The sequence below is a fragment of the Halosolutus sp. DAT137 genome (assembly GCF_059736405.1).
This window is the reverse complement of record NZ_JCAQID010000007.1, coordinates 597,361-616,520: the sequence shown is the minus strand read 5'-3', so window position 1 is coordinate 616,520 and position 19,160 is coordinate 597,361. Positions and strand designations below refer to the sequence as shown.

The 19,160-nt window shown below is 64.3% G+C and carries 19 protein-coding genes; 7 read left to right on the top strand and 12 right to left on the bottom strand.

The features are described 5' to 3' along the window. The first annotated feature begins 230 nt into the window (after nt 1–230). The 3 genes from AC6I6L_RS12735 (at nt 231) to AC6I6L_RS12725 (ending at nt 4,224) form a co-directional block, all read left to right on the top strand. Nucleotides 231–1,175: a cation diffusion facilitator family transporter gene (locus tag AC6I6L_RS12735; protein ID WP_497918131.1), complete on the top strand. Its 945-nt coding sequence runs from the start codon at nt 231–233 to the stop codon at nt 1,173–1,175. Nucleotides 1,176–1,252: 77 nt separating this feature from the next. Then, nucleotides 1,253–2,173: an MBL fold metallo-hydrolase gene (locus AC6I6L_RS12730; protein ID WP_497918130.1), complete on the top strand. Its 921-nt coding sequence runs from the start codon at nt 1,253–1,255 to the stop codon at nt 2,171–2,173. Between the two features lie 95 nt (nt 2,174–2,268). Then, nucleotides 2,269–4,224 (top strand): AMP-dependent synthetase/ligase, encoded by a 1,956-nt coding sequence (locus AC6I6L_RS12725; RefSeq protein WP_497918129.1) that lies wholly within the window; start codon nt 2,269–2,271, stop codon nt 4,222–4,224. 98 nt (nt 4,225–4,322) lie between these two features. On the opposite strand, the gene AC6I6L_RS12720 is transcribed toward AC6I6L_RS12725, so the two are convergent. From AC6I6L_RS12720 to AC6I6L_RS12710, 3 genes are all read right to left on the bottom strand, one after another. Then, nucleotides 4,323–4,925: a magnesium transporter gene (locus tag AC6I6L_RS12720; protein WP_497918128.1), complete on the bottom strand. Its 603-nt coding sequence runs from the start codon at nt 4,923–4,925 to the stop codon at nt 4,323–4,325. After that, nucleotides 4,922–5,494, bottom strand: a complete 573-nt coding sequence (locus AC6I6L_RS12715) for a magnesium transporter (RefSeq protein ID WP_497918207.1) — start codon at nt 5,492–5,494, stop codon at nt 4,922–4,924. Before AC6I6L_RS12715 ends, AC6I6L_RS12720 begins: the two co-directional genes overlap by 4 nt. A gap of 136 nt (nt 5,495–5,630) precedes the next feature. Further along, nucleotides 5,631–5,837, bottom strand: coding sequence for a hypothetical protein (locus tag AC6I6L_RS12710; protein WP_497918127.1), 207 nt, complete (start codon nt 5,835–5,837; stop codon nt 5,631–5,633). A gap of 181 nt (nt 5,838–6,018) precedes the next feature. Between AC6I6L_RS12710 and AC6I6L_RS12705 the strand changes: the two genes are divergently transcribed. Then, nucleotides 6,019–7,704 carry an aldehyde ferredoxin oxidoreductase family protein gene (locus AC6I6L_RS12705; protein ID WP_497918126.1) on the top strand — a complete coding sequence of 562 codons (1,686 nt, stop codon included), beginning with the start codon at nt 6,019–6,021 and terminating at the stop codon, nt 7,702–7,704. A gap of 68 nt (nt 7,705–7,772) precedes the next feature. Here AC6I6L_RS12705 and AC6I6L_RS12700 read toward each other — a convergent pair whose 3' ends face one another. From AC6I6L_RS12700 to AC6I6L_RS12675, 6 genes are all read right to left on the bottom strand, one after another. Then, the gene (locus tag AC6I6L_RS12700; RefSeq protein WP_497918125.1) at nt 7,773–7,946 is read right to left on the bottom strand and encodes a hypothetical protein; all 174 of its coding nucleotides are present in this window, start codon (nt 7,944–7,946) and stop codon (nt 7,773–7,775) included. Between the two features lie 45 nt (nt 7,947–7,991). Then, nucleotides 7,992–9,167 carry an MFS transporter gene (locus tag AC6I6L_RS12695; RefSeq protein WP_497918124.1) on the bottom strand — a complete coding sequence of 392 codons (1,176 nt, stop codon included), beginning with the start codon at nt 9,165–9,167 and terminating at the stop codon, nt 7,992–7,994. 77 nt (nt 9,168–9,244) lie between these two features. Then, the gene (locus tag AC6I6L_RS12690) at nt 9,245–9,607 is read right to left on the bottom strand and encodes a hypothetical protein (protein ID WP_497918123.1); all 363 of its coding nucleotides are present in this window, start codon (nt 9,605–9,607) and stop codon (nt 9,245–9,247) included. A gap of 117 nt (nt 9,608–9,724) precedes the next feature. Then, nucleotides 9,725–10,195: a hypothetical protein gene (locus tag AC6I6L_RS12685; protein WP_497918122.1), complete on the bottom strand. Its 471-nt coding sequence runs from the start codon at nt 10,193–10,195 to the stop codon at nt 9,725–9,727. A 153-nt stretch (nt 10,196–10,348) separates the two neighbouring features. Continuing rightward, nucleotides 10,349–10,819: an Lrp/AsnC family transcriptional regulator gene (locus AC6I6L_RS12680; RefSeq protein WP_497918121.1), complete on the bottom strand. Its 471-nt coding sequence runs from the start codon at nt 10,817–10,819 to the stop codon at nt 10,349–10,351. A gap of 303 nt (nt 10,820–11,122) precedes the next feature. Next, nucleotides 11,123–12,259: a thiolase family protein gene (locus tag AC6I6L_RS12675; RefSeq protein WP_497918120.1), complete on the bottom strand. Its 1,137-nt coding sequence runs from the start codon at nt 12,257–12,259 to the stop codon at nt 11,123–11,125. Nucleotides 12,260–12,395: 136 nt separating this feature from the next. Here AC6I6L_RS12675 and AC6I6L_RS12670 point away from each other — a divergent pair, with 136 nt between their 5' ends. Together AC6I6L_RS12670 and AC6I6L_RS12665 are read left to right on the top strand one after the other, a co-directional pair. Next, on the top strand, nt 12,396–14,390 hold the full coding sequence (locus AC6I6L_RS12670; RefSeq protein WP_497918119.1) for a beta-propeller domain-containing protein: 1,995 nt from the start codon (nt 12,396–12,398) through the stop codon (nt 14,388–14,390). A gap of 138 nt (nt 14,391–14,528) precedes the next feature. Beyond that, nucleotides 14,529–15,287: a DUF5806 family protein gene (locus AC6I6L_RS12665; RefSeq protein WP_497918118.1), complete on the top strand. Its 759-nt coding sequence runs from the start codon at nt 14,529–14,531 to the stop codon at nt 15,285–15,287. An 11-nt stretch (nt 15,288–15,298) separates the two neighbouring features. Here AC6I6L_RS12665 and AC6I6L_RS12660 read toward each other — a convergent pair whose 3' ends face one another. Together AC6I6L_RS12660 and AC6I6L_RS12655 are read right to left on the bottom strand one after the other, a co-directional pair. Next, nucleotides 15,299–15,802 carry a DUF7529 family protein gene (locus tag AC6I6L_RS12660; protein WP_497918117.1) on the bottom strand — a complete coding sequence of 168 codons (504 nt, stop codon included), beginning with the start codon at nt 15,800–15,802 and terminating at the stop codon, nt 15,299–15,301. A gap of 134 nt (nt 15,803–15,936) precedes the next feature. Beyond that, nucleotides 15,937–16,641, bottom strand: a complete 705-nt coding sequence (locus AC6I6L_RS12655; RefSeq protein WP_497918116.1) for a lipoyl protein ligase domain-containing protein — start codon at nt 16,639–16,641, stop codon at nt 15,937–15,939. 68 nt (nt 16,642–16,709) lie between these two features. Between AC6I6L_RS12655 and AC6I6L_RS12650 the strand changes: the two genes are divergently transcribed. Further along, on the top strand, nt 16,710–17,627 hold the full coding sequence (locus tag AC6I6L_RS12650) for a DUF8155 domain-containing protein (RefSeq protein ID WP_497918115.1): 918 nt from the start codon (nt 16,710–16,712) through the stop codon (nt 17,625–17,627). Between the two features lie 18 nt (nt 17,628–17,645). Here AC6I6L_RS12650 and AC6I6L_RS12645 read toward each other — a convergent pair whose 3' ends face one another. After that, nucleotides 17,646–19,076, bottom strand: coding sequence for a serpin family protein (locus AC6I6L_RS12645; protein ID WP_497918114.1), 1,431 nt, complete (start codon nt 19,074–19,076; stop codon nt 17,646–17,648). Nucleotides 19,077–19,160: the final 84 nt, after the last annotated feature.

The window sequence follows — 19,160 nt, the reverse complement described above, 5'->3', positions numbered from 1 at the left end:
GATCACTCGACCGTTAGATCAGGAAGCCCCACCCTCGAGGAGCGAGCGCAAGCGGTCGAGTAGGACGGGGAAGTTCACAACCCGAGTACCAGCGCCGAGACGCCGATGAACAGAATCATCTCGACGACGTCGACGACGTTCGAAACGACCGGAGACCGACTATCAGGAACGTGACGGCGGCCGTTCACCGAAGGGAAAGACCCAAGTTTAGACTCCGTCTAAATCGGTTCATGGCCGAAACCGCGGCCGGAACCAGGGCTGAAACCGGAACTGGCGGTCGAGACGGGTTTACGAAGGCGTCGTGGGCCAACGTGCTCGGCAACGCCATCAAAATCGTCGTCGAAGGAGCGGCGGGGCTCGCTTTCGGCAGCGTCGCCCTTCTTGCGGACGCGGCTCACTCGATCGCTGATCTGGTCGCGAGCGTCGTCGTCCTCGTCTGGGGGCGAAGTTCCTACGACGAACCCGACGACACCCACCCACACGGCCACGATCGAATCGAGCCGCTGACGGCGCTGTTCGTGGGGGCCGTCATCGCGGTACTCGGATTGAACCTCCTCTATGAGTCCGCACAGGGGCTCGCATTCGGCGTCGAGGTCGTTTTCAGTCCGCTGCTGCTCGGCGCACTGGCGTTTGCGATCGTCGATATGTACCTGGTCTACTGGTACACCATGCGGGTCAACGACGACCTGAATTCGACCGCGCTCCGGGCGCTCGCGACGGATTGTCTGAACGATATCTACACCTCCTTCGCTGCCGTGGTCGGCGTCCTCGGCGTTCTACTCGGATTTCCGCTGCTCGACCCACTCGCCGGCGCGCTGGTCAGTCTGTTGGTCGTCTACCAGGGCGTCGAGATCGGCCGCGAGAACGTCGACTACCTCATCGGGGCAGCCCCGTCGAACGCGAAACGGACGGCGATCGCCGCCACCCTTCGAGACCACCCCGACGTCCGGGGCGTCCACGACCTGACGGTCTTCTACGATGGCACCGTCCTCGAAGTGGAAGTCCACATCGAAGTCGACGGTGACATGCCCTTCCGCCGGGCCCACGACATCGAGTCCGAACTGGTCGATCGACTGCGTACGATCGACGACGTCGGCGACGCCCACGTCCACCTCGACCCGTCGGGGATCGGCGAGTGGAAGGACGAAACCGACGGGACCGACGGAGCCGGCTGACTGGACGGGACCGACGGTCGGTGCTCACCCTGCCGACGGCGGTACCTTTTATTTCGTCGCGCGAGTGGCGTCTGCGTATGGGAATCGGTGACGTCACCGCGGTTACGGCGGGCGACTGTTCGAACTGCTACTACCTCGACACCGGAATGTACGGGACCAGCGGCTACGGTGGGGTCTACGTGATAGACGACGATCGACCTGCAGTCGTCGAGACCGGACTCGGAACCAACCACGAGCTGATCCTCGACGCACTCGAGGAGATCGGGATCGGTCGCGACGACCTCGCGGCGATCGCGGTCACGCACATCCACCTGGACCACGCCGGCGGTGCGGGGTTTCTCGCTGATGCCTGCCCGAACGCGGACGTCTACGTTCCCGACCCCGGCGTCGACCTGCTCGTCGATCCCTCGCGGCTGGTCGCGGGAACGAAAGCCGCCGTCGGTGACCAGTGGGAGTTCTACGTCGAGCCGCGGTCGCTTTCGGAGGATCGGGTCATTCCGGTCGCAGACGGCGACGCGATCGATCTGGGTACGCACGAACTGCGCGTCCACGAGGCTCCGGGTCACGCCTTCCACCAGGTGGTCTACGAGGACCCCGCAAACGACGCGGTCTTCACCGGCGACGCGGCCGGCATCTGGGTCCCCGAGACGGGCGAGATCAGGGAGACCTCGCCGCCTTCGAACTTCGACCTCGAGGAGTGTCTCGAGGACGTCGAGACGCTGAAAGCGATCGATCCGGACGTACTCCTCTACACGCACTTCGGCCCGCGCGAGGTCGGCAACGACGCCGATCGCGTTCTCGAGGAGTACGCGAGCGTCCTCTCGGAATGGGTCGAGGCAGTCGAAGCGAAACGCGAGGAACTGGGCGACGACGAGGCCGTAATCGACCACTTCGCGTCGACGACCGAGATGGGTGAGATCTGGGGCGAGCGCAAAGCCAGCGCGGAGGCGGCGATGAACGTGCGGGGCGTCCTCGGCTATCTCGATCGGCAGGAGTGAGGCTCGAACGTTCGATCCGAGTGACAAATAAACCAGTTCGTACAGACAACCAGTTTCATCACGTTTTATCGCCCGGGAGTCCGTGTCACACGGGTATGGACTGGCGGGATGCCGAACGAGAGTACGAAGACGAGGTGACCGGCGAGACGACGCTCGCCCGACTGTTTGAGAATGCCGCCGACAGACACCCGAATCGGCCGGCACAGCGCTACAAGGGCGGGATTTACGATCGATCGCTCACTGACTCGGTGCTGCCGGCCGCGTCGCCAGGGACGTTTCGCCCCATCTCCTACACGGAGATGCGCGACATCGTGCGGGCGCTCGCGGCGGGCTTTCGCGACCTCGGCGTCGACCGCGGCGATCGCGTCGGCATTTTCGCGAACACCCGGATGGAGTGGGCTCAGACCGACTTCGCGCTGCTGGCCGCCGGGGCGGTCATCACAACCGTTTACACGAGTTCGTCGCCGGAGCAGGTGCGATATCTGCTCGACGATCCCGGTGCGTCGGGTGTCGTCGTCGAGAACGCGGCCCTCGTCGATCGCGTGCTGTCGGTCGAGGACGACCTCGATCTTGAGTTCATCGTCTCGATGGACGACCTGGAGGGATACGACGACCGCGACGACATCATGACGCTGGCGGAGGTTCACGACCGCGGCGAGGACGCCTTCGATCTCGAGACCTACGAGACCTGGGTCGACGAACCCGCGATGGACGATCTGGCGAGTATGATCTACACGAGCGGCACGACGGGCCAGCCGAAGGGGGTCAAACTCACCCACCGGAATTTCCGATCGAACGTCTCCCAGGTGCGAAAGCGCTACGGCCCGCGGCCCGACAAGGCCGACGACGTGCCGGCGATCGACGAGACCACGCAGACGGTCTCGTATCTCCCGCTGGCTCACGTCTTCGAGCGTACGTCGGGGCACTTCCTGATGTTCGCAAGCGGGGCCTGCGTCGCGTACGCGGAGGATACCGAGACCCTGAAGGAGGATTTCGGTGCGGTCGAGCCAAACGCGGCGACGAGCGTCCCGCGGGTCTACGAGAAGATCTACGACGCGATCCGCGAGCAGGCGAGCGAGTCGTCGGTCAAAAAACGGATCTTCGAGTGGGCGACGGACGTCGGCGTCGACTACCAGCAAGCCGATAACCCCGGCACGATCCTCTCGGCCAAGCAATCGCTTGCGGACACGCTCGTCTTTTCGACGGTCAGGGAGGCCCTGGGAGACAACATCGAGATGCTGATCAGCGGCGGTGGGAGCCTCTCGCCGGAGCTCTGTACGCTCTATCACGCGATGGGACTCCCCATCTACGAGGGGTACGGACTCACCGAAACCTCGCCGGTCGTCACGGTCAACCCGCCGGAGGAGCCGAAGATCGGCACGATCGGTCCGGCGCTTCCCGAGGTCGAACTAAAAATCGACGAATCCGCCGCGGACCAGACCGCCTTCGACGACCCCGGCGAGGTCGGTGAACTCCTCGTGCAGGGGCCGAACGTCTTCGGCGGCTACTGGGAGAAACCCGCCGCGACCGACCGGGCCTTTACCGAAGACGGATGGTTCCGAACCGGCGACATCGTCCACCTCCGCCCCGACGGCTACGTCGAGTTCCGCGATCGGCTCAAACAGATCATCGTCCTCTCGACGGGGAAAAACGTCGCCCCCGGCCCGATCGAGGACCGGTTTGCGGCCAGCGAGCGCGTCGAGCAGGCGATGGTCGTCGGTGACGACGAGAAGTTCATCGGCGCGTTGTTGGTACCGAACGAGGCACACGTCCGCGACTGGGCGGCCGAGGAGGGAATCGACCTCTCGGACGATCCCGAGGCACTGTGTGACGACGAACGCGTCCGCGCGTACATTCAGGAGGAAGTCGATCGGATCAACGCTGACTTCGAATCCCACGAGCAGATCAAGCGCTTCGAACTCGTCCCACAGGAGTTCACCGAGGAAAACGAGATGTTGACCCCGACGATGAAAAAGAAACGCCGGGTCATCCTCGATCGCTTCGAGGAACGCGTCGGTCGGCTGTACGCCAAAACCGCTCCGCAAACCTGACTCGGTCCCGCCATTTACACGAAGAGATCGTCGTCGGAACTGTCGCTGACTGTCGATGAATGAACGGCGATCGTCGATCAACGAATTGCGATCGTCGATCAGAGCACGACCCAGACGACGCTAAAGAGGATGATCACTCCCGTGATGTCACAGACGTTGGTGACGACCGGAATCGTCGTATCGTCGGGATCGTAGCCGAGTCGATAGGAGGCATAGACCGCCACGGAACTGACGATGATAACCCAGACAGCCAGCAGCATCCCGCTGACGACCGTGATAATCAGCAGGGGCCGGAGTCCGAGCGTTCCGCCGAGGGCGCGGCCGATCGCCCATGAGGCGATTCCGAGAAGAACGAATATGGTGGCCGCGAGTCCCGTGACGGCACCGACGTTAGCCCGGATATCCGGGTTGGACGGCGAGAACTCCAGGGTGCCGAGGTGAAGCTGGGTCGAGAGCCGGGCACACATAATCGAGCCGAGGTTGCCGGCAGTCCCGATCATTACCGGGACGATGATGAGCAGCGAGGGGTGTTCGAGCAACTGCTCTTCGAAGCTCTCGAGGACGGTTCCCGAGATCATCTGCAGAATCGAGAGCGCGATCAGAAGCGGGACGAGCGTCGAGACGATGTTCGCGACTGACCAGTTGCCGACCGAATCCCCTTCGATATCCTCACCGGCCAAGATGTCGCCGCTGCTGCTCACAGTATCACCCCTGCGATGGCGATTCCTACGAGCAGGAAGGCGATACCGAAGACGTCACCGACGGTCGTGACGACCGGACCGATGACGTTGTCTGGATCGAGTCCTCGACGGTACCCTTTGAAGATCACGGTGAGCAATACCCCGAGCATCGCGAACGCACTCAGCAGTGCGGCGACGAACAGGATAATCGCGAGTTCGAGCAGGTTCCCGTCTCGTCCCAGCACGAGCAATACGACCCACGTGAGGACGGCAATAAACACGGAGACGATGATCCCGTTCAGGAACGACGCGATGATCGCGTTCTTGAGCCGTCCGTTCCACTCGAAGTGCGGGTCGATCAGTCCCTGGTGGAGCCCACTCGAGAGACGGGCCCCGAGCGAGCCGTAGACGCCGCCGCGCGTGGCGAGAAAGGCGGGCAACAGAAGCAAGACTCCCGGAACGCTCTCGATCCCCTCGCGCATCGTTTCGGTTCCGAGCAGCGTGCCCGCAAACAGACCTGCGACGAGGCTGACGAGGATGACGGGTAACGCCTGCCGATAGACGTCGAGGGCAGAGTCGTGGCCCAGCATCTGTCCGTAGGTGAGCCTCCGATGCATTAAGTATTGATTTCTGGCCCTACCCCGTCCGCCGATCGTGCCCTTCCCGACCGTCGTTACTGGACGTGTCCGCGTTTCCCGCTCTCTGTGTCGCTTGCCAGCATCGCGATCAGTCGTCGAAGCCGTAGTAGACGTGGGCCCGGTGTCCCTCCGGACACCGGGCAGTCAGGCACCGGCGTCGCGCGTTCGACTCGGTTTCGCGTTCCAGCATCGGGTCCGGGGTGCGAGAAATATCGAACACGGTTGCATCCTGTGGCATGCCAACTCGTAACGGTGTGCCACAGGAGGGACAATCGGTGGGAATCCATTCTCTCATTGGCCGACCTCTGGTCCGATTGAGATTCGCTGTTGTCCCTAACAACGTGAACCCGCCAGGCGGGTCGAGACCGATCCGTTCGATCACCGATCGGTCGGTGTCGCGCTGGCGGTCGAACTGCCTTCGCCTCGCGATTCCCGACCGGTATCGATTTGAGGACTCGCGTGTCACATACTCCCATATGAAACACGTACGCGGGCCGCTGTGTTCGATCGATGTCGGGGATCGAACCGTCGAGACGGAATCGATCGACGGCGTCCTCGAGTCGTTCGTCGGCGGTCGGGGTCTCGGGACGAAACTGGCCCACGGTCGCGTTCCGTTCGACGTCGATCCGCTCGGACCGGAAAACCGGCTCTATCTCGCGACGGGGCCGCTCCAGCACTCGACGATGAGCTTTACGGGGCGAATGTCGGCAACCGGCGTCTCGCCGCTCACCGGCGGACTCCTTTCCTCGAACGCGGGGGGCTTTCTCTCACGGAACTTCACGGGGACGGGCTACAGCGCCGTCGAGGTGACCGGCGCGAGCGACGAGCTCGTGATCGCCCACGTCACCGACGAGGGCGTCGAGTTCGAGGACGTCCCGGACCTCGAGGACGCAATGGTCTCGGAGACCTGCGAGTACATCGCAGACGAACACGGGATGGACGCCGAACACACCGTCGTGGTGGGACCGGCCGGTGAGAACGAGGTCCGGTTCGCCTCGATCATGACCTCGAAGGAGCGTGCCTTCGGACGGGGCGGTCTCGGCGCGGTGCTCGGCTCGAAGAACGTCAAGGCGATGACGTTCGATGGGGACTCGACCCGCAAGGTCGAGATTCCGCCCCTCCAGATGGACGTCCACCGCGAGGCTGCCCAGTCGGATCACATCATGAAACGACAGGGGACCACCTCCGTTGCCGAGTACGCCAACACGGTCGAAGCGCTACCGACGCGGTACTTTTCAGAGCTTTCGTTCGACGGAATCGACGGCATCAGCGGCGATCGCGTCGAGGAGAAAAAGTACAAGAAAGGGACCTGTTCGGCCTGTGCGTTCGCCTGCAAACTGCCGACCAGAGACGAGGCCTCCGGACTCGAAACCGAGGGTCCCGAGTACGAGACGCTCATGGCCTTCGGCTCGAACGCCGGGATCGACGACGTCGTCGACCTGATGCAGTCGAACAAGCTCTGTGACGAGTTCGGCCTCGACACGATCTCCGCGGGCGACACCGTCGCGGCCTACCTCGCGAGCGAAGACGAGTTCGGCAACGCGGACCTGATTCACGACCTCGTCGAGAAAATAGCCTACCGCGAGGGGGTTGGCGACACACTCGCAGAAGGCGTCGCTCGCGTTCACGAGGACCTCGGCGTCGAGAACTGGACGGTCAAGGGCATGGAATTCTCGGCCCACGACGGACGCACTCTGAACGGGCAGGGACTGGCCTTCGCCACCTCCAATCGCGGCGCGGACCACATGTACGCCGAGTTCTACCCGTACGAGTATCCGCTCGTCGACGCCGAAGATGCCTTCGACAAGACGGGACTCGAGAACAAGCCGCCGAAAATCGTCGAACTCGAGAACGTCAACGCGATCAAAGACAGCGCCGTCCTCTGTAAGTTCTCCCGAAGCTTCGTGAGCCACGATCGACTGTCGACGCTGCTCGACGCCGAGTACGAGACTCTGCAAGCGATCGGTAGTCGCGTCGTCTCGCTCGAGCGCCATTTCAATAACCAGCGCGGCTTCGACGAGCGCGACGATACGCTCCCCTACGAGTTGCCCGACTTCGAGGCCGCACTACAGGAGTACTACGCCGAACGCGGCTGGAACGAGGACGGAACGGTCCCAGAGGGGACCTTCGAGAGCGGGACCCAGGCTCCGGCCGACGACTGATCGGCCTCGGGGATCGATCGCGTAGCAAGAGGCTAATTGAGTCTCAGACCGCGTCAATCCTGTCGGGCCTACCGGTAGCCCTGCAAGAGTCCCCAGAGGGCCGCGCCGCCAAGGACGAGTGTTACCGCCGCGACGCCGACGAACAACAGGCTCGGCAGGATCGGCCAGAGGAGGACGCCGAGAATACAGCACAACAGCAGGATGATGAGATTGAGACGGCGAAGCACCGGATCGGCAGTCATTGTGCTACCGATTTCCGATCGAGTTACATGTTACTTTTGGAACGGTCAGTCCGCGGCCGTCTGGGCCGTCGGGGCGCTCGGCGTCCCGGTCCAGCGCCAGGTCACAACGATCGTCACCGAGAGCGCAGTCGCGAGTCCGACGGTGAGCCACAGTGCCCGCTGGATGCCGTACGGTTCTGCGAGGACGCCGACGATCGCCGGCGCGATCGCGATCCCGGCGTAGGTCGCGCCGGCGGTCAGTGCAGTCAGCGGGCCGCTGTACTCCGGTGCAGCCTCGACGGCGTACGCCGACATCGTTGGGAAGCCACTGGAGAGCCCCGCCCCGGCGACGAAGACGGCGAGGAATAGCAGGGGGCCGGTGATCCCCGAGAACGCGAGCGCGAGCGCCGGGACTGCGGGCACCGTAGCCGCGAACAGCAGCGTGAGGTAGGGAACGCGCTCGACGGCGATCGCGTAGCCGGCCCGTGCAGGGACGTACGCCAGCAGGTACGCCGACAACAGGAGGTTGGCCGTCGCGGTCCCGTAGAATCCGCCCGCGTAGTAAGCGAGCCAGGTGAACATGATCCCTTCGACAGCACCCACGAGTAACATCCCGGTGCAGGCACCGACGACCGCAGGTCGCCGGAGCAGGGCACGAAGCGCATCGCGGGAGATCGATCGCTCTGGCTCCATCGCGGGAAGGTCGATGCGACCCGCGACGACAGCCACCGGCACGAAACAACAGGCGATTACGAGGAAGACCGCTCGCCAGTCGGCAACCGCGAGGACGGCGCTGACGAGTTGCGGGCCGACGACGGCACCGATCGCCCAGACGAGCGCGTAGGCGGTGAAGATCCGACCGCGTCGAGCCGTGTGGAGGTGGCTCAACACGACTCGATCGAGGCCGCGAAACACGCCCGCAGCGCAACCCTGTGCGAGGAGCGCGAGCAAAAAGAGGAGGTAGACGGGTGCGCCCGCCATCAGGACGAGTGCCCCACAGACGCCGACGACGCCGAGCAGGAGCGTCCATCGCATTCGAAGGCGGCCGGCGAGCACTCCGGTTGCGACGACGGCGACGACGAAGCCGGCCGTACCGGCGGGCGCGACCAGCCCGAGGGCGGCCGTCGAAACGTCGAAACTCGCTTCGAGACTGGCGAGGATCGGGCCTCTGGCCTGCATCGCCATCGCGTCGCCAAAGACGAACAGCAAGATCGCGGCCGTCCAGATGCGCGCCCTGTTCATGACTATCCCTCCGAGGGACCGGTAAAAACGCTGCTCATCGATGCCGGCTGTGGGCTGCCAACCGCCGCCGCCGACGATCAGTCCCGCCGGTCGCGATCGCCGTCCACTGCCGACTCGGCGTCCGACGTGGCGTCAGCGTCGATGTCGGCCGGCGAGAGCCGATCGTCACCTCGAGAAGGCAGCGGGGCGTCGTCGGCGCGCGAGGGGTGGATGTTGTAGTTGTTGCCGCGGTAGGGATCGGTTTCGGGGTCGTAGGAGCGTTCGCTGCGCTCGAAGAGGTAGATAAAAAAGCCGAAAATCGGGATGCAGAACGTGATCGCCGTCCACTTCGTTCTGGGCTCGAAACCGATCCGGCCGGCGTCGTAGTACGTGAGCGCGGTGACACCGAGATGCCAGGCGAGCGGGATGCCGACGATGATCACCAGTACAACCGTGCTCATCATCTTCAGTTCGGCGTCGACGACCGTAAGTCGTCTGCCTCCACCGATCGCGTTTGACGGGGCGATGGGCTTCACCCGGCGGCGTTTCACAGCGCGTACGCGCCGGCCCCGGGCGTCTCAGTTTCGTCTCCGGCGGTGTCCTCGAACGAGCGTGGCGAGCCCGCGCCGTAGCCGCGCTACCGTACTCGCGTTCCGTCGCGGACGGAACGGCTGATCGATCGGAGACAGCGGCAGCGAGAGTACCTCGACGATGTCGAGCAGTAGCTCGGTTCGTTCGTCCGGCCGGTAGCGAACGTCGAGTCGGTCCCAGTCAACGTCGACGAGCCCGACATCCTCCAACAGCGGGAGGTGCTGGTGGTACACCGTCGCTTCCGTTCCTCGCTCCGCGGCGGACATCGCGGCGACGACGTCGTCGATCGATCGCGTCGGCTTTCCGTCGCGCAGGAACCGGAGCAGGTGGCGACGGTCCGGTTCGGCAACGATTGCGAGTAACTGATCGATCGACGGCTGTTCGATCTCCGACGCGGCCGGTTCCGTCCGTCCCGAGGGCGCCGTTCGTACCACTGTCGTGTTCTTTTTCGAGTTCATGTGTACCCACGGGCGTCAATCGCCTCGTGTGCAGAGATTCGATACTGGACAGATAACTGCTTTTGAACGCCCACTGGAAACTCGTGTGTAAAAAGTAGTTCAGTATATGCGTGTCGTTTCGTATGCACAGATGCGTCAGTCGTCGTGTGTGTCCTATTCGTTGGCGCGGCCGAACGCGGTGTGGGGCTCGACGTACTCCGACTTGACCAGAGTCTTGTCGCCAATTTCGAGACCGTGGTCTGCGAGATCGATCGCTGCCTGCGTGAGTTCCTCGGCCGACGCACAGACGATTTTGACGACGACGTTGTCGGTTCCGTGGTGCAACTCCCGGACGTTGACGACGTTCGGAACGTCTCGAATGCTGTTTGCGATCGCAGCCCGATCTTTGATTTCGGCTGTACAGACGAGCAGCGTCTCCAGCGTGAGTTCGGTCTGGCTGTAGTCGACGACAGCCCGGTACCCGGTGACGATTCCATCTCTTTCGAGTTGATCGATCCGATTTCGGATGGTACTTGGTGACACATCGAGTTCCTCCGCGAGCGCGGTCGTGTTGACGCGTCGTGCGTCCGCTTGCAGCGCGTGAAGAACTCGCTTGTCGATCCGATCGAGTAGTGGCGGCCCCATACGGTACCTACCAGTTCCGGGTATAGAACTGTTGACCTCGGCGCGATCGCCAGTCAGAAATGCACGCCTCCCCTCCCGAACGGGCGCGTCGTGCGGTTTTGGCTTCGATCGCGTCGGGACTTCGACCCGCTTATTTGACCTCGAACTCGATCGCCGCTCCCTGCCGCGACCACCTTTTGTCTCAGTCGGCACGCTCACTCCGTTCGCGGCCGCCTTCGCAAAATCTGTCTGGCGAGAGCGGCGCTCTCGCTGACCGTTGCTCACTCCGTTCGCAAAGAGACCAAAAAGCCCAGCACGATCGTCTCAGTTGACCTCGAACTCGATCGCCGCTCCCTGCCCGAAGCCGACACAGAGCGTCGCCAGACCGCGGCCGCCGCCGCGTCTTTTGAGTTCGTTGATCAGCGTCACAGGAAGGCGCGCTCCGGAAGCACCGAGGGGATGCCCGATCGCGATCGCACCGCCGTTGACGTTGAAGATTGCGGGGTCGATGCCGAGTTCGTCGCGGGAGTAAATCGACTGGCTCGCAAAGGCCTCGTTGAGTTCGACGAGATCGTAGTCGTCGATGTCGCGGCCGTTGCGTTCGAGCAGTCCCTCCGTCGCCGGGACCGGGCCGATCCCCATCACGGTCGGGTCGACGCCGGCGACGTTGTTCATGCCGACTTCGGCCACGATCTCGAGGCCGTGTTCCTCGGCGAATGCCTCGCTCGTGACGAGCAACGCGGAGGCACCGTCGGAGATCTGGGAGGCGTTGCCGGGCGTCACGGTGCCGTCGGATTTGAAGACGGTCGGCAACCCGGCCAGCTTTTCGGCGGTGGTCCCCGGACGGATTCCCTCGTCTTCGGAGACGGTGCCGTCTTCGGTTTCGATCGGAACGATCTCGTCGTCGAAACGGCCCTCCTCGGTCGCCTCCGCGGCACGCTGTTGGCTCCGAGCGGCGTACTCGTCCTGTTCCTCACGGCTGACGCCGTACTCCTCGGCGACCTTCTCGGCGGTCATCCCCATCTGGAGTTCGCCGATGTTGTAGTACTCGGCCATCCGCGGGTGAACATTGTGCGTGTTCTCGCCCATCGCCACCCGACTCATGGACTCGACGCCGCCCGCGATGATGGCGTCGCGGTTACCCGCCGCGATCGCGTCGGCGGCGGAAATTACCGACTGCATCGAGGAGGCACACCAGCGGTTGATCGTCGTCCCCGGAACATCCTCACCGAGTTCGGAGAGAAGCGCGATAACGCGAGCCAGGTTGTTGCCCTGTTCGCCGCGTTGCTGGGCACAGCCCCACATCAGATCGTCGATCTCCTCGCCCGAGAGCCCCGTTTCTGCGAGAATCTTGTCGATCAGTGGAATCGACAGGTCTTCGCTGCGAACGTTGGCAAAAACGCCGTCTTCTTTCCCTTGGGGCGTTCGAACTGCCTCGACGACGACCGGTGTCTGTGACATATTGTACCGAATGTCCTTCACGAACTTAAATCCGGTACAACTCTCGGGGACGTGCTTGCCGTTTACGCGCTCTACTTGGTGAAATCGACGTTTCACCTAGCGGCGTTTGTTTATCACGGTGAGACGATTCTCGCACATGGCAGAGAGAACGACAGTGCTCGCGATCGCCCTCGCCGCGTTACTCGTCGGCTCGGCGATCGGTGCCGGGCTCGCGGGCGTCTTCGACGAGCCGACACCCGCGGAGACGACCGACCCCGATTCCGACGACGAGATCGACTCCGGCGGCCCGATTGCCGACTCAGACGCTCCCGAACTCGCGACGTTCGAGTCCGAGGAGGCGTTCACCGAATACTTCGCCGATCGCCGATCGTCCGTCGGTGCGACCGGCGGTGTGGGCGGCGATCGGGTCGGGACCGACGACGCGGCGGTCGCCGAGGAGGCCGACGTCGCGGAGGACGCCGAATCCCTGACCGCGAACGACGACCGCGCCGCCGACGGGGGAACCGCGTCGGGGAGTGGCGAGCCAGGCGCGGATGCCGATCGCCACTCCGAAACGAACGTCCAGGAGGCGGCCCTCGACGAACCGGACATCCTCAAGACCGACGGCGAGTCGGTGTACTACGCGGACGTCCGGTACGAACCGCGCTGGGACGAGACGCACGTCGTCGACGTGAGCGACCCTGCGAATCCCGCTACCGTGGGCTCAATCCCTCTCTCCGGGACGCTCCTCCTGGCCGACGACACGCTCGTCGTCCTCGGGCACGACCAGCTCGCCGGCTACGACGTGAGCGAACCGACCGAACCCGAGGAACTGTGGCGCAAGGACCTCGACGCACGGATCGATACTGCCCGCCTGTACGACGGCGACCTCTACCTCGTGCTCGTCGATCGACCCGGACGCGATCCGTGCCCGATCGAACCGATCGCCGGCGAACCGATCGACTGCACGAACGTGGTCCGCCCGAACGCGCCGTCCGACGCGGACGTCGTCTACACGGCCGTGCGGGTCGCCCCGGAAACCGGCGACGTAGCGAGCGAGGAGAGCGTCGTCGGCTCGCAACGACACGCGGCGACGTACGTCTCCGAGAACGCGATCTACCTCTCGTACACGCGATCGACTTCGGAGTACCAGCTCATGCAGTCGTTCCTCACCAGCGAGAACGCCAGCGCTGTCTTGGACGACGAGGCCCTCGATCGCGTCCGGACGCTCGACGACCTCGACATCTCCGAGCGGGCGAAGACTGTCGAACTGCGCGAGATTCTCGACGGCTGGTTCCAGCGGCTGGACGACGACGAGCGCCGGGACGCCGAGAAGCGATTGAGCGAGGGCATGGAAGCGTACGTCGCGGAGCACCACCGCGACCTCACACGGACTGGCATCGTCCGAATCGACATCGGGGACGACGAACTGACCGCCAACGGCAGCGGCGAGGTCCCCGGCTACCCGCTCAACCAGTTCTCGATGGACGAACACGACGGCCACCTCCGTATCGCGACGACGATCCCCCGGAGCCACGGCGTCGACTCCGAGAACGACGTCTATGTCCTCGATTCCGACCTCGAGACTGTCGGCAAGGTGACCGGACTCGGCGTCGACGAGCGCGTCTACTCCGTCCGCTTCGAGGGCGACGAGGGCTACGTCGTCACCTTCCGCGAGATCGATCCGTTCTACACGCTCGACCTCTCCGACCCGACGGATCCGATCGTCGACGGCGAACTCAAACTGCCGGGCTTCTCCGAGTACCTCCACCCGCTCGAGGAGGACCTCGTTCTCGGCGTCGGCCAGGAGGAGCGCCGGCCCAAACTCTCGCTGTTCGACGTGAGCGATCCCGAGGAGCCGATCGAGCGCGACTCGGTGATCCTCACCGACGAGCACTACAGCGAGGTCAGTAGGACGCACACCGCATTCTTGCAGGACGAAGACCACGGCGTCTTCTTCGTTCCCGGCAGCGAGCACAGCTACGTCTTCGGCTACGAGGGCGGCGAGTTGGAGGAAGTCGCCCGAGTCGATATCGGCGGGCGCGGAACCCGCGCGATGTACGTCGACGACTTCCTCTACGTCTTCGGCCAGGGCGAGGTCGTCGTTCTCGACGAGAGGACCTGGGAGGAAGTCGATCGGCTCGATCTCTAACGACCAGACTGCGTTTCTCGATCGACGTCGTCGGAGCGACGAGGGGGTCGCTCGTACCGGCCGGGCGACCGATCGTACCCGGATCGCCGTCGAGAACCGAGGGGAACCCTTTTGCGTTCCGTTTGGCAATGGCTCGACATGGACGGCAACGAGACAGTCGATCGGTCCGAGAGCGATCGACCGGACCGCGACGACGATCGGCGGGGTGGAACTGACGACGCCGACGAGGGCTCTCCGGGTCCTCGTGGCGACGGGAACGATGGCGCTGCCGTCGATGAAGATGACGCGACGCCCCCGGAGACGGACGGAGACGACGCGACACCTTCGGCGCAGGACGAAGACGACGCTAATGGCGAGAGCGCGGCGATGCCGGGTGTCCCGGACACAGAACCCGAAGCAAGCGATGTGCCGGATGACGTCCAGAAGTACGCCCGGTTCAAAAAAATGGACGGCGCGCAGTACGATCGGGTCAACGAGTTCCTTCGCGATCGAACCTACGTCACGGCCCGCGAGTGGGCGATCGCCCGGCTCTGTTCTGACTTCCGGACGGAAACGGGCGTCGAGATGACCAAGATCGGCGAGAACCTGCCGGAACTCGTCCCCTTCATGACCGACACGTACACCCCCCAGGCGGTCAATCAGGCCCGATCGTCTTTCGAGGAGAAGGTCCGCAAAGCGGGGGCGACCTTCCTCTACGGAGCGATGTGTGACTTCTTCACCGCCGAGGAACTCGACGACGTGATGTACGAGTCGACCGAGGTCGCGAAGTTCCTCCTCGAAGTCGAGGGCGTCGACCTCTCCGTCGAGGACGAACTCGAGGCCGAAGAGCGCATCTCGTCGGTGATGCGAGACGTTCGCGCGGCCAGCGAGGAACTCCGCAAGGAAGACTCAGACTAGAACCGCTACCGTTACTCCTCGCGCCACGATCGAACGTCGCTTGCCTCGAGAAACAGCGACGGATCGTCGTGCGAGAAGACGATCCATTCTGCGGCCGAGTCCGGCCGGACGTGGATCAACAACTCCTCCTCGTCGAGTGCCGCCTCGAACACCGATCGCGTCGCCGCGATCGAGTACGTCAGCGGGACGAGAACGGCCGTTTCGCTCGCGTCGTCGCGCTCGACCGCGAGCGCGAACCGCCGATCGTCACCGTCGGCGGGGCGGTAGTAGACGTCGGCCGCCCCGAATCCGACCTCGTCGCTCGCGACGAGCGCTTCGACCAGTTCGTACTCGTCGGCCGAAATCTCGACGCACAGTCCGACTCGACCGTCGTGCTCGATCGAGTCCACGTTGGTGGGATCGAGCACGACAGCGTCCCAGCCGTTCTCGCGGTACTCCTCGGCGATCGCCGCCGCGTCCGTGCGAAGGTCGTCCCATTCCGGTACCGTCGTGGGTTCAGTCGCCTCATCACTCATCGTCGCTCTCTCCAGTCGACACTCGTCGTCTTTCTCTCCGGTCGAACGTATCCCCTCGGTCGATCGAGTCCATACGCCACCCACGAGACCCGGATGAAAAACGTTGTCTCCCAACTGTCATATCGCTTCGACCGCTATTGGTCGACCCTGCCGATACTGACAGCGCTGGCTTCGTCTCCGATGAGTGCATCTTCGATCGCCCTCCGGAGTCGATCGCCCTCAGTCGAGCCGCCCGCAGCTCGAACGCTGCTGATCGTTTCCGGATTCAGCGGAACGTCGAGCGCGTCGTAGACCTCTGCCAGCACGGCCGCGAGTTCGTCTCGGTTGGCGACGAGCAGGATACCCGCGACGAGCGCCGCCTCGCGGCGGACGCGCTGGGCGATTCCGACGATTTTCCGGCGTCGTCCCATCGCGTCGATCGTGGACAGCGAATGGGTGCCGGGGCAAAACGAGTCGTCGGGTTCGCCGCGATCGATCTCGAGACCGTAATCTGTGAGCGCCCGCTCGAGCGTGGCCGTGAGTCGTTCGTACCGTTCGTCGGTCCCCTCCCGGAAATCCGCGATCGGTTCGGCGCGGGCGAACGCGATCGTCGTCTCGCCGTCGTAGGCGACGGCTCGACCCCCGACGCTGCGCTCGACGGGCGGAAAGCCGTGTTCCTCGGCGGCGTTACGGGCGCAATCGTAGCCGTCCAACTGCGAATCACGGCGGCCGAAGGCGACCTGTCGGTGTGGCACCCAGACGCGAACTCCCGGCTCGCCGTCGGTGGCGATCGAGAGCAAGCGGCGGGTCGCCTCGCGGTCTGCCTCGATCGTCTGTGCCCGGCCGCGAAGGACGTGCATGCGAGCGCTTTGGCCCGATGCACCTAAACGCTCCCGGAACTCAGGGAAGCCACGAACGCTGAACCACGATGGTCGTTACACTTCCGCCCGAGTTCCTGACTCCCTACGAACGCTTCTCGCTGTACAACTCACCCTACCGCGCCCACGAGGCGGGGTCTGCGATCGATCTCTACCCCGGCACGCTCCGGGACGGGCGGACCACCGTGGCTCCGAGCCCGGTCGCCGGAACCGTCCTCGACACGAGAACGGTCCGCGCGCCGCCGAAACCCTATTCGCCCGAACACGACCACCTGATCGTCCTCGAGTGCGACGGACCGGGCGACCTCGCGGGGATGACCGCCCGCGTGTTGCACGTCGATCCCGCCGTCGAAGCGGGCGATCGAATCGATCGCGGCGACTCGCTTGGCACCCTCGTCCGGGCCGGCTTCTTCGCGCCGTGGGTCGACAACCACCTGCACGTCGGCTTCCGCGAGCCGGATCAGAATCCCTACCGGGCGTCGGGCTCGCTCCCGATCGAGCCCGGAATCGAGATCCGCCCCGTCGCGTGGGACGGCACCGGGACGATCGTCGAGACGGGCGACACGTACGCGGTCCTCGACTCGCCGGCCCACCCCGACCCCGGCGAAACGTTCATCGGTATCCGCGCTGACCGGGGCGAGTCTGGAACCGAAAAGCGACGCTCCGACGGCGGCGTGCTCGACGGGGGCCTGCCCCACTACGACGGCGGCGGCCTGCTCGGCGGCGATCGATCCGTCGACCCGGCCGAGGGGACACCCGTCCACCTGAACGGCGATCGACTCGGCATCGTCGACGGCCGGACGATCGCGTGGGACGACGTGTGCGTCACCGCGAACGGCGACCCCATTACCGGACTCTCGCTGTTTTGCGCTCGAGACGCCGACTTCGGCGCGAAACTGATCTGTCCGGAGCGATCGTTTGCGGTCGGAGAGTCGGTTCGGGTGCTGATCGAACCCGCCGGAACCTGAGTGTTGAACTCCGAGATATCAGCCCTGTAACGTCTCGCCGTCGACGACCCGACCGACGAACAGCGGCGTCTCGGTCGGCTTGTCACGGATGTAAAACAGGAACGGACGGTCGACGGTCATTTCGACGTGGTCCGGCGGCGCGGACTCCCCCATGATTACCGCCGTCGCGGCCGCCGCTTCGGTTCCCTCCTCGTCGACCTCGACGAAACTCTGGTGGATGATGTCGTCGACGAACAGGCCGGCGTTGCCCTCGACCATCCCGCTGAAGTCCGCACTCCCGCCGAAGGCCCGTTTCATCCCCAGTTTCTGCATAACCTCGACGAGACTGAACTTCGATTCGATGCCGAACTTTGGGAGGGTGAGATCGACGTTCGGTCGGAACGCTTCTTCCAGCATCGTCGCCAGCCGATCGACCGAGAACGCGGCCTCGAAGGACTCGAACTCGCCCTCGGCCGGGAGGATCACCACCATGCTCGTCTCGCCGTTGGCGTAGGGGAGTTCGACCAGCTGGTGGCCGCCGATCTCGGCGTACTGGAGTTCCGTAGACTGGGACATCAGGTCGATCTCGGTCTCGGAGCCGTCGAGGCTCGTGAACGTGTCGGGGGCCGTCTCGTCCGGGTCGAAGTCGTACTCCCAGGGCGCGAGGAAGTAGACCGCGTTGGTCAGGACGAGCCGCGTCGAGGAATCGATCGAGTCCTCGGGGAGCAGGTCCTCGATCCGATCGTTCGTCCGCGCTGCGACCCAGTCGTTGATCTCCTCGCGGGCTTCCTCGGGACTCCCGGAGAAGTCAACCAGTCGTTGTCCCGCCCCGTAATAGAGTTCGAGCAACTCCACGTACTCGTCGTCGATGGGGAGTCCCTCGTCGGGCCAGACGGCGTTCGCACTCGAGAGCTGAAAGCCGGGGCCGTCCTCGTCGCCTCGATCCTCGTCCATCCAGTCGGGCTGCTCGATCTGTTCGCCGTCTTTGTTCCGCCGCTCGAATTCGGACTCGATCGCGCCGAAGGCGGCGTGCAGGTCGTCGCCCTCGAGATCGTACCGGAGGGCGTCGGCCATCTCGGTCGCCGTCTCCCCGCGAGCGCCCGCGTAGGTCATCGCCAGGGCGACGGAGACGCTGTACGGCGAGAAAAAGAGGTTTTCTTCGGGCTGATCGTCTCGAAGCTGTTCGAGGGCGTCGATCGCGAACTCGGTATTGGCGCGGACTTGCGTCGCGAGCGACTCGTCGCTCAGGTCGGGATCGGTAACGAAATCGACGATCGGAAACTCGGGCGTCTCGTAGTCGTCGAAGGAGTCGGTGTCGTCGCCGGCGTTGCCGCCGTCTCCGTTCGGGTCGCCGGTCCCGTTCCCGTTCGGATCGTCCGACGCCGGGCCGTCGTCCGTTCCCGCACAGCCGGCCAGTCCCGCGAGGAAGGCACCGGTACAGGCGAGTAGGGTCCGTCGATCTGAAGGCATCTGTACCGGTTCTTTTTCCGATTCCGGTAAAAGCCTTCTAGAGAGTGAAATAGCGGTTTGAGCTTTGCCGATCGTCCTCCGAAA

What these genes read in the sequence shown, in the direction of transcription:
- AC6I6L_RS12735 (WP_497918131.1), top strand. Translation starts at nt 231, where the DNA reads ATGGCCGAAACCGCGGCCGGAACCAGGGCTGAAACCGGAACTGGCGGT.
- AC6I6L_RS12730 (WP_497918130.1), top strand. Translation starts at nt 1,253, where the DNA reads ATGGGAATCGGTGACGTCACCGCGGTTACGGCGGGCGACTGTTCGAAC.
- AC6I6L_RS12725 (WP_497918129.1), top strand. Translation starts at nt 2,269, where the DNA reads ATGGACTGGCGGGATGCCGAACGAGAGTACGAAGACGAGGTGACCGGC.
- AC6I6L_RS12715 (WP_497918207.1), bottom strand. Translation starts at nt 5,494, where the DNA reads ATGCTGGGCCACGACTCTGCCCTCGACGTCTATCGGCAGGCGTTACCC.
- AC6I6L_RS12710 (WP_497918127.1), bottom strand. Translation starts at nt 5,837, where the DNA reads ATGAGAGAATGGATTCCCACCGATTGTCCCTCCTGTGGCACACCGTTA.
- AC6I6L_RS12705 (WP_497918126.1), top strand. Translation starts at nt 6,019, where the DNA reads ATGAAACACGTACGCGGGCCGCTGTGTTCGATCGATGTCGGGGATCGA.
- AC6I6L_RS12700 (WP_497918125.1), bottom strand. Translation starts at nt 7,946, where the DNA reads ATGACTGCCGATCCGGTGCTTCGCCGTCTCAATCTCATCATCCTGCTG.
- AC6I6L_RS12695 (WP_497918124.1), bottom strand. Translation starts at nt 9,167, where the DNA reads ATGAACAGGGCGCGCATCTGGACGGCCGCGATCTTGCTGTTCGTCTTT.
- AC6I6L_RS12690 (WP_497918123.1), bottom strand. Translation starts at nt 9,607, where the DNA reads ATGAGCACGGTTGTACTGGTGATCATCGTCGGCATCCCGCTCGCCTGG.
- AC6I6L_RS12685 (WP_497918122.1), bottom strand. Translation starts at nt 10,195, where the DNA reads ATGAACTCGAAAAAGAACACGACAGTGGTACGAACGGCGCCCTCGGGA.
- AC6I6L_RS12680 (WP_497918121.1), bottom strand. Translation starts at nt 10,819, where the DNA reads ATGGGGCCGCCACTACTCGATCGGATCGACAAGCGAGTTCTTCACGCG.
- AC6I6L_RS12675 (WP_497918120.1), bottom strand. Translation starts at nt 12,259, where the DNA reads ATGTCACAGACACCGGTCGTCGTCGAGGCAGTTCGAACGCCCCAAGGG.
- AC6I6L_RS12670 (WP_497918119.1), top strand. Translation starts at nt 12,396, where the DNA reads ATGGCAGAGAGAACGACAGTGCTCGCGATCGCCCTCGCCGCGTTACTC.
- AC6I6L_RS12665 (WP_497918118.1), top strand. Translation starts at nt 14,529, where the DNA reads ATGGACGGCAACGAGACAGTCGATCGGTCCGAGAGCGATCGACCGGAC.
- AC6I6L_RS12660 (WP_497918117.1), bottom strand. Translation starts at nt 15,802, where the DNA reads ATGAGTGATGAGGCGACTGAACCCACGACGGTACCGGAATGGGACGAC.
- AC6I6L_RS12655 (WP_497918116.1), bottom strand. Translation starts at nt 16,641, where the DNA reads ATGCACGTCCTTCGCGGCCGGGCACAGACGATCGAGGCAGACCGCGAG.
- AC6I6L_RS12650 (WP_497918115.1), top strand. Translation starts at nt 16,710, where the DNA reads ATGGTCGTTACACTTCCGCCCGAGTTCCTGACTCCCTACGAACGCTTC.
- AC6I6L_RS12645 (WP_497918114.1), bottom strand. Translation starts at nt 19,076, where the DNA reads ATGCCTTCAGATCGACGGACCCTACTCGCCTGTACCGGTGCCTTCCTC.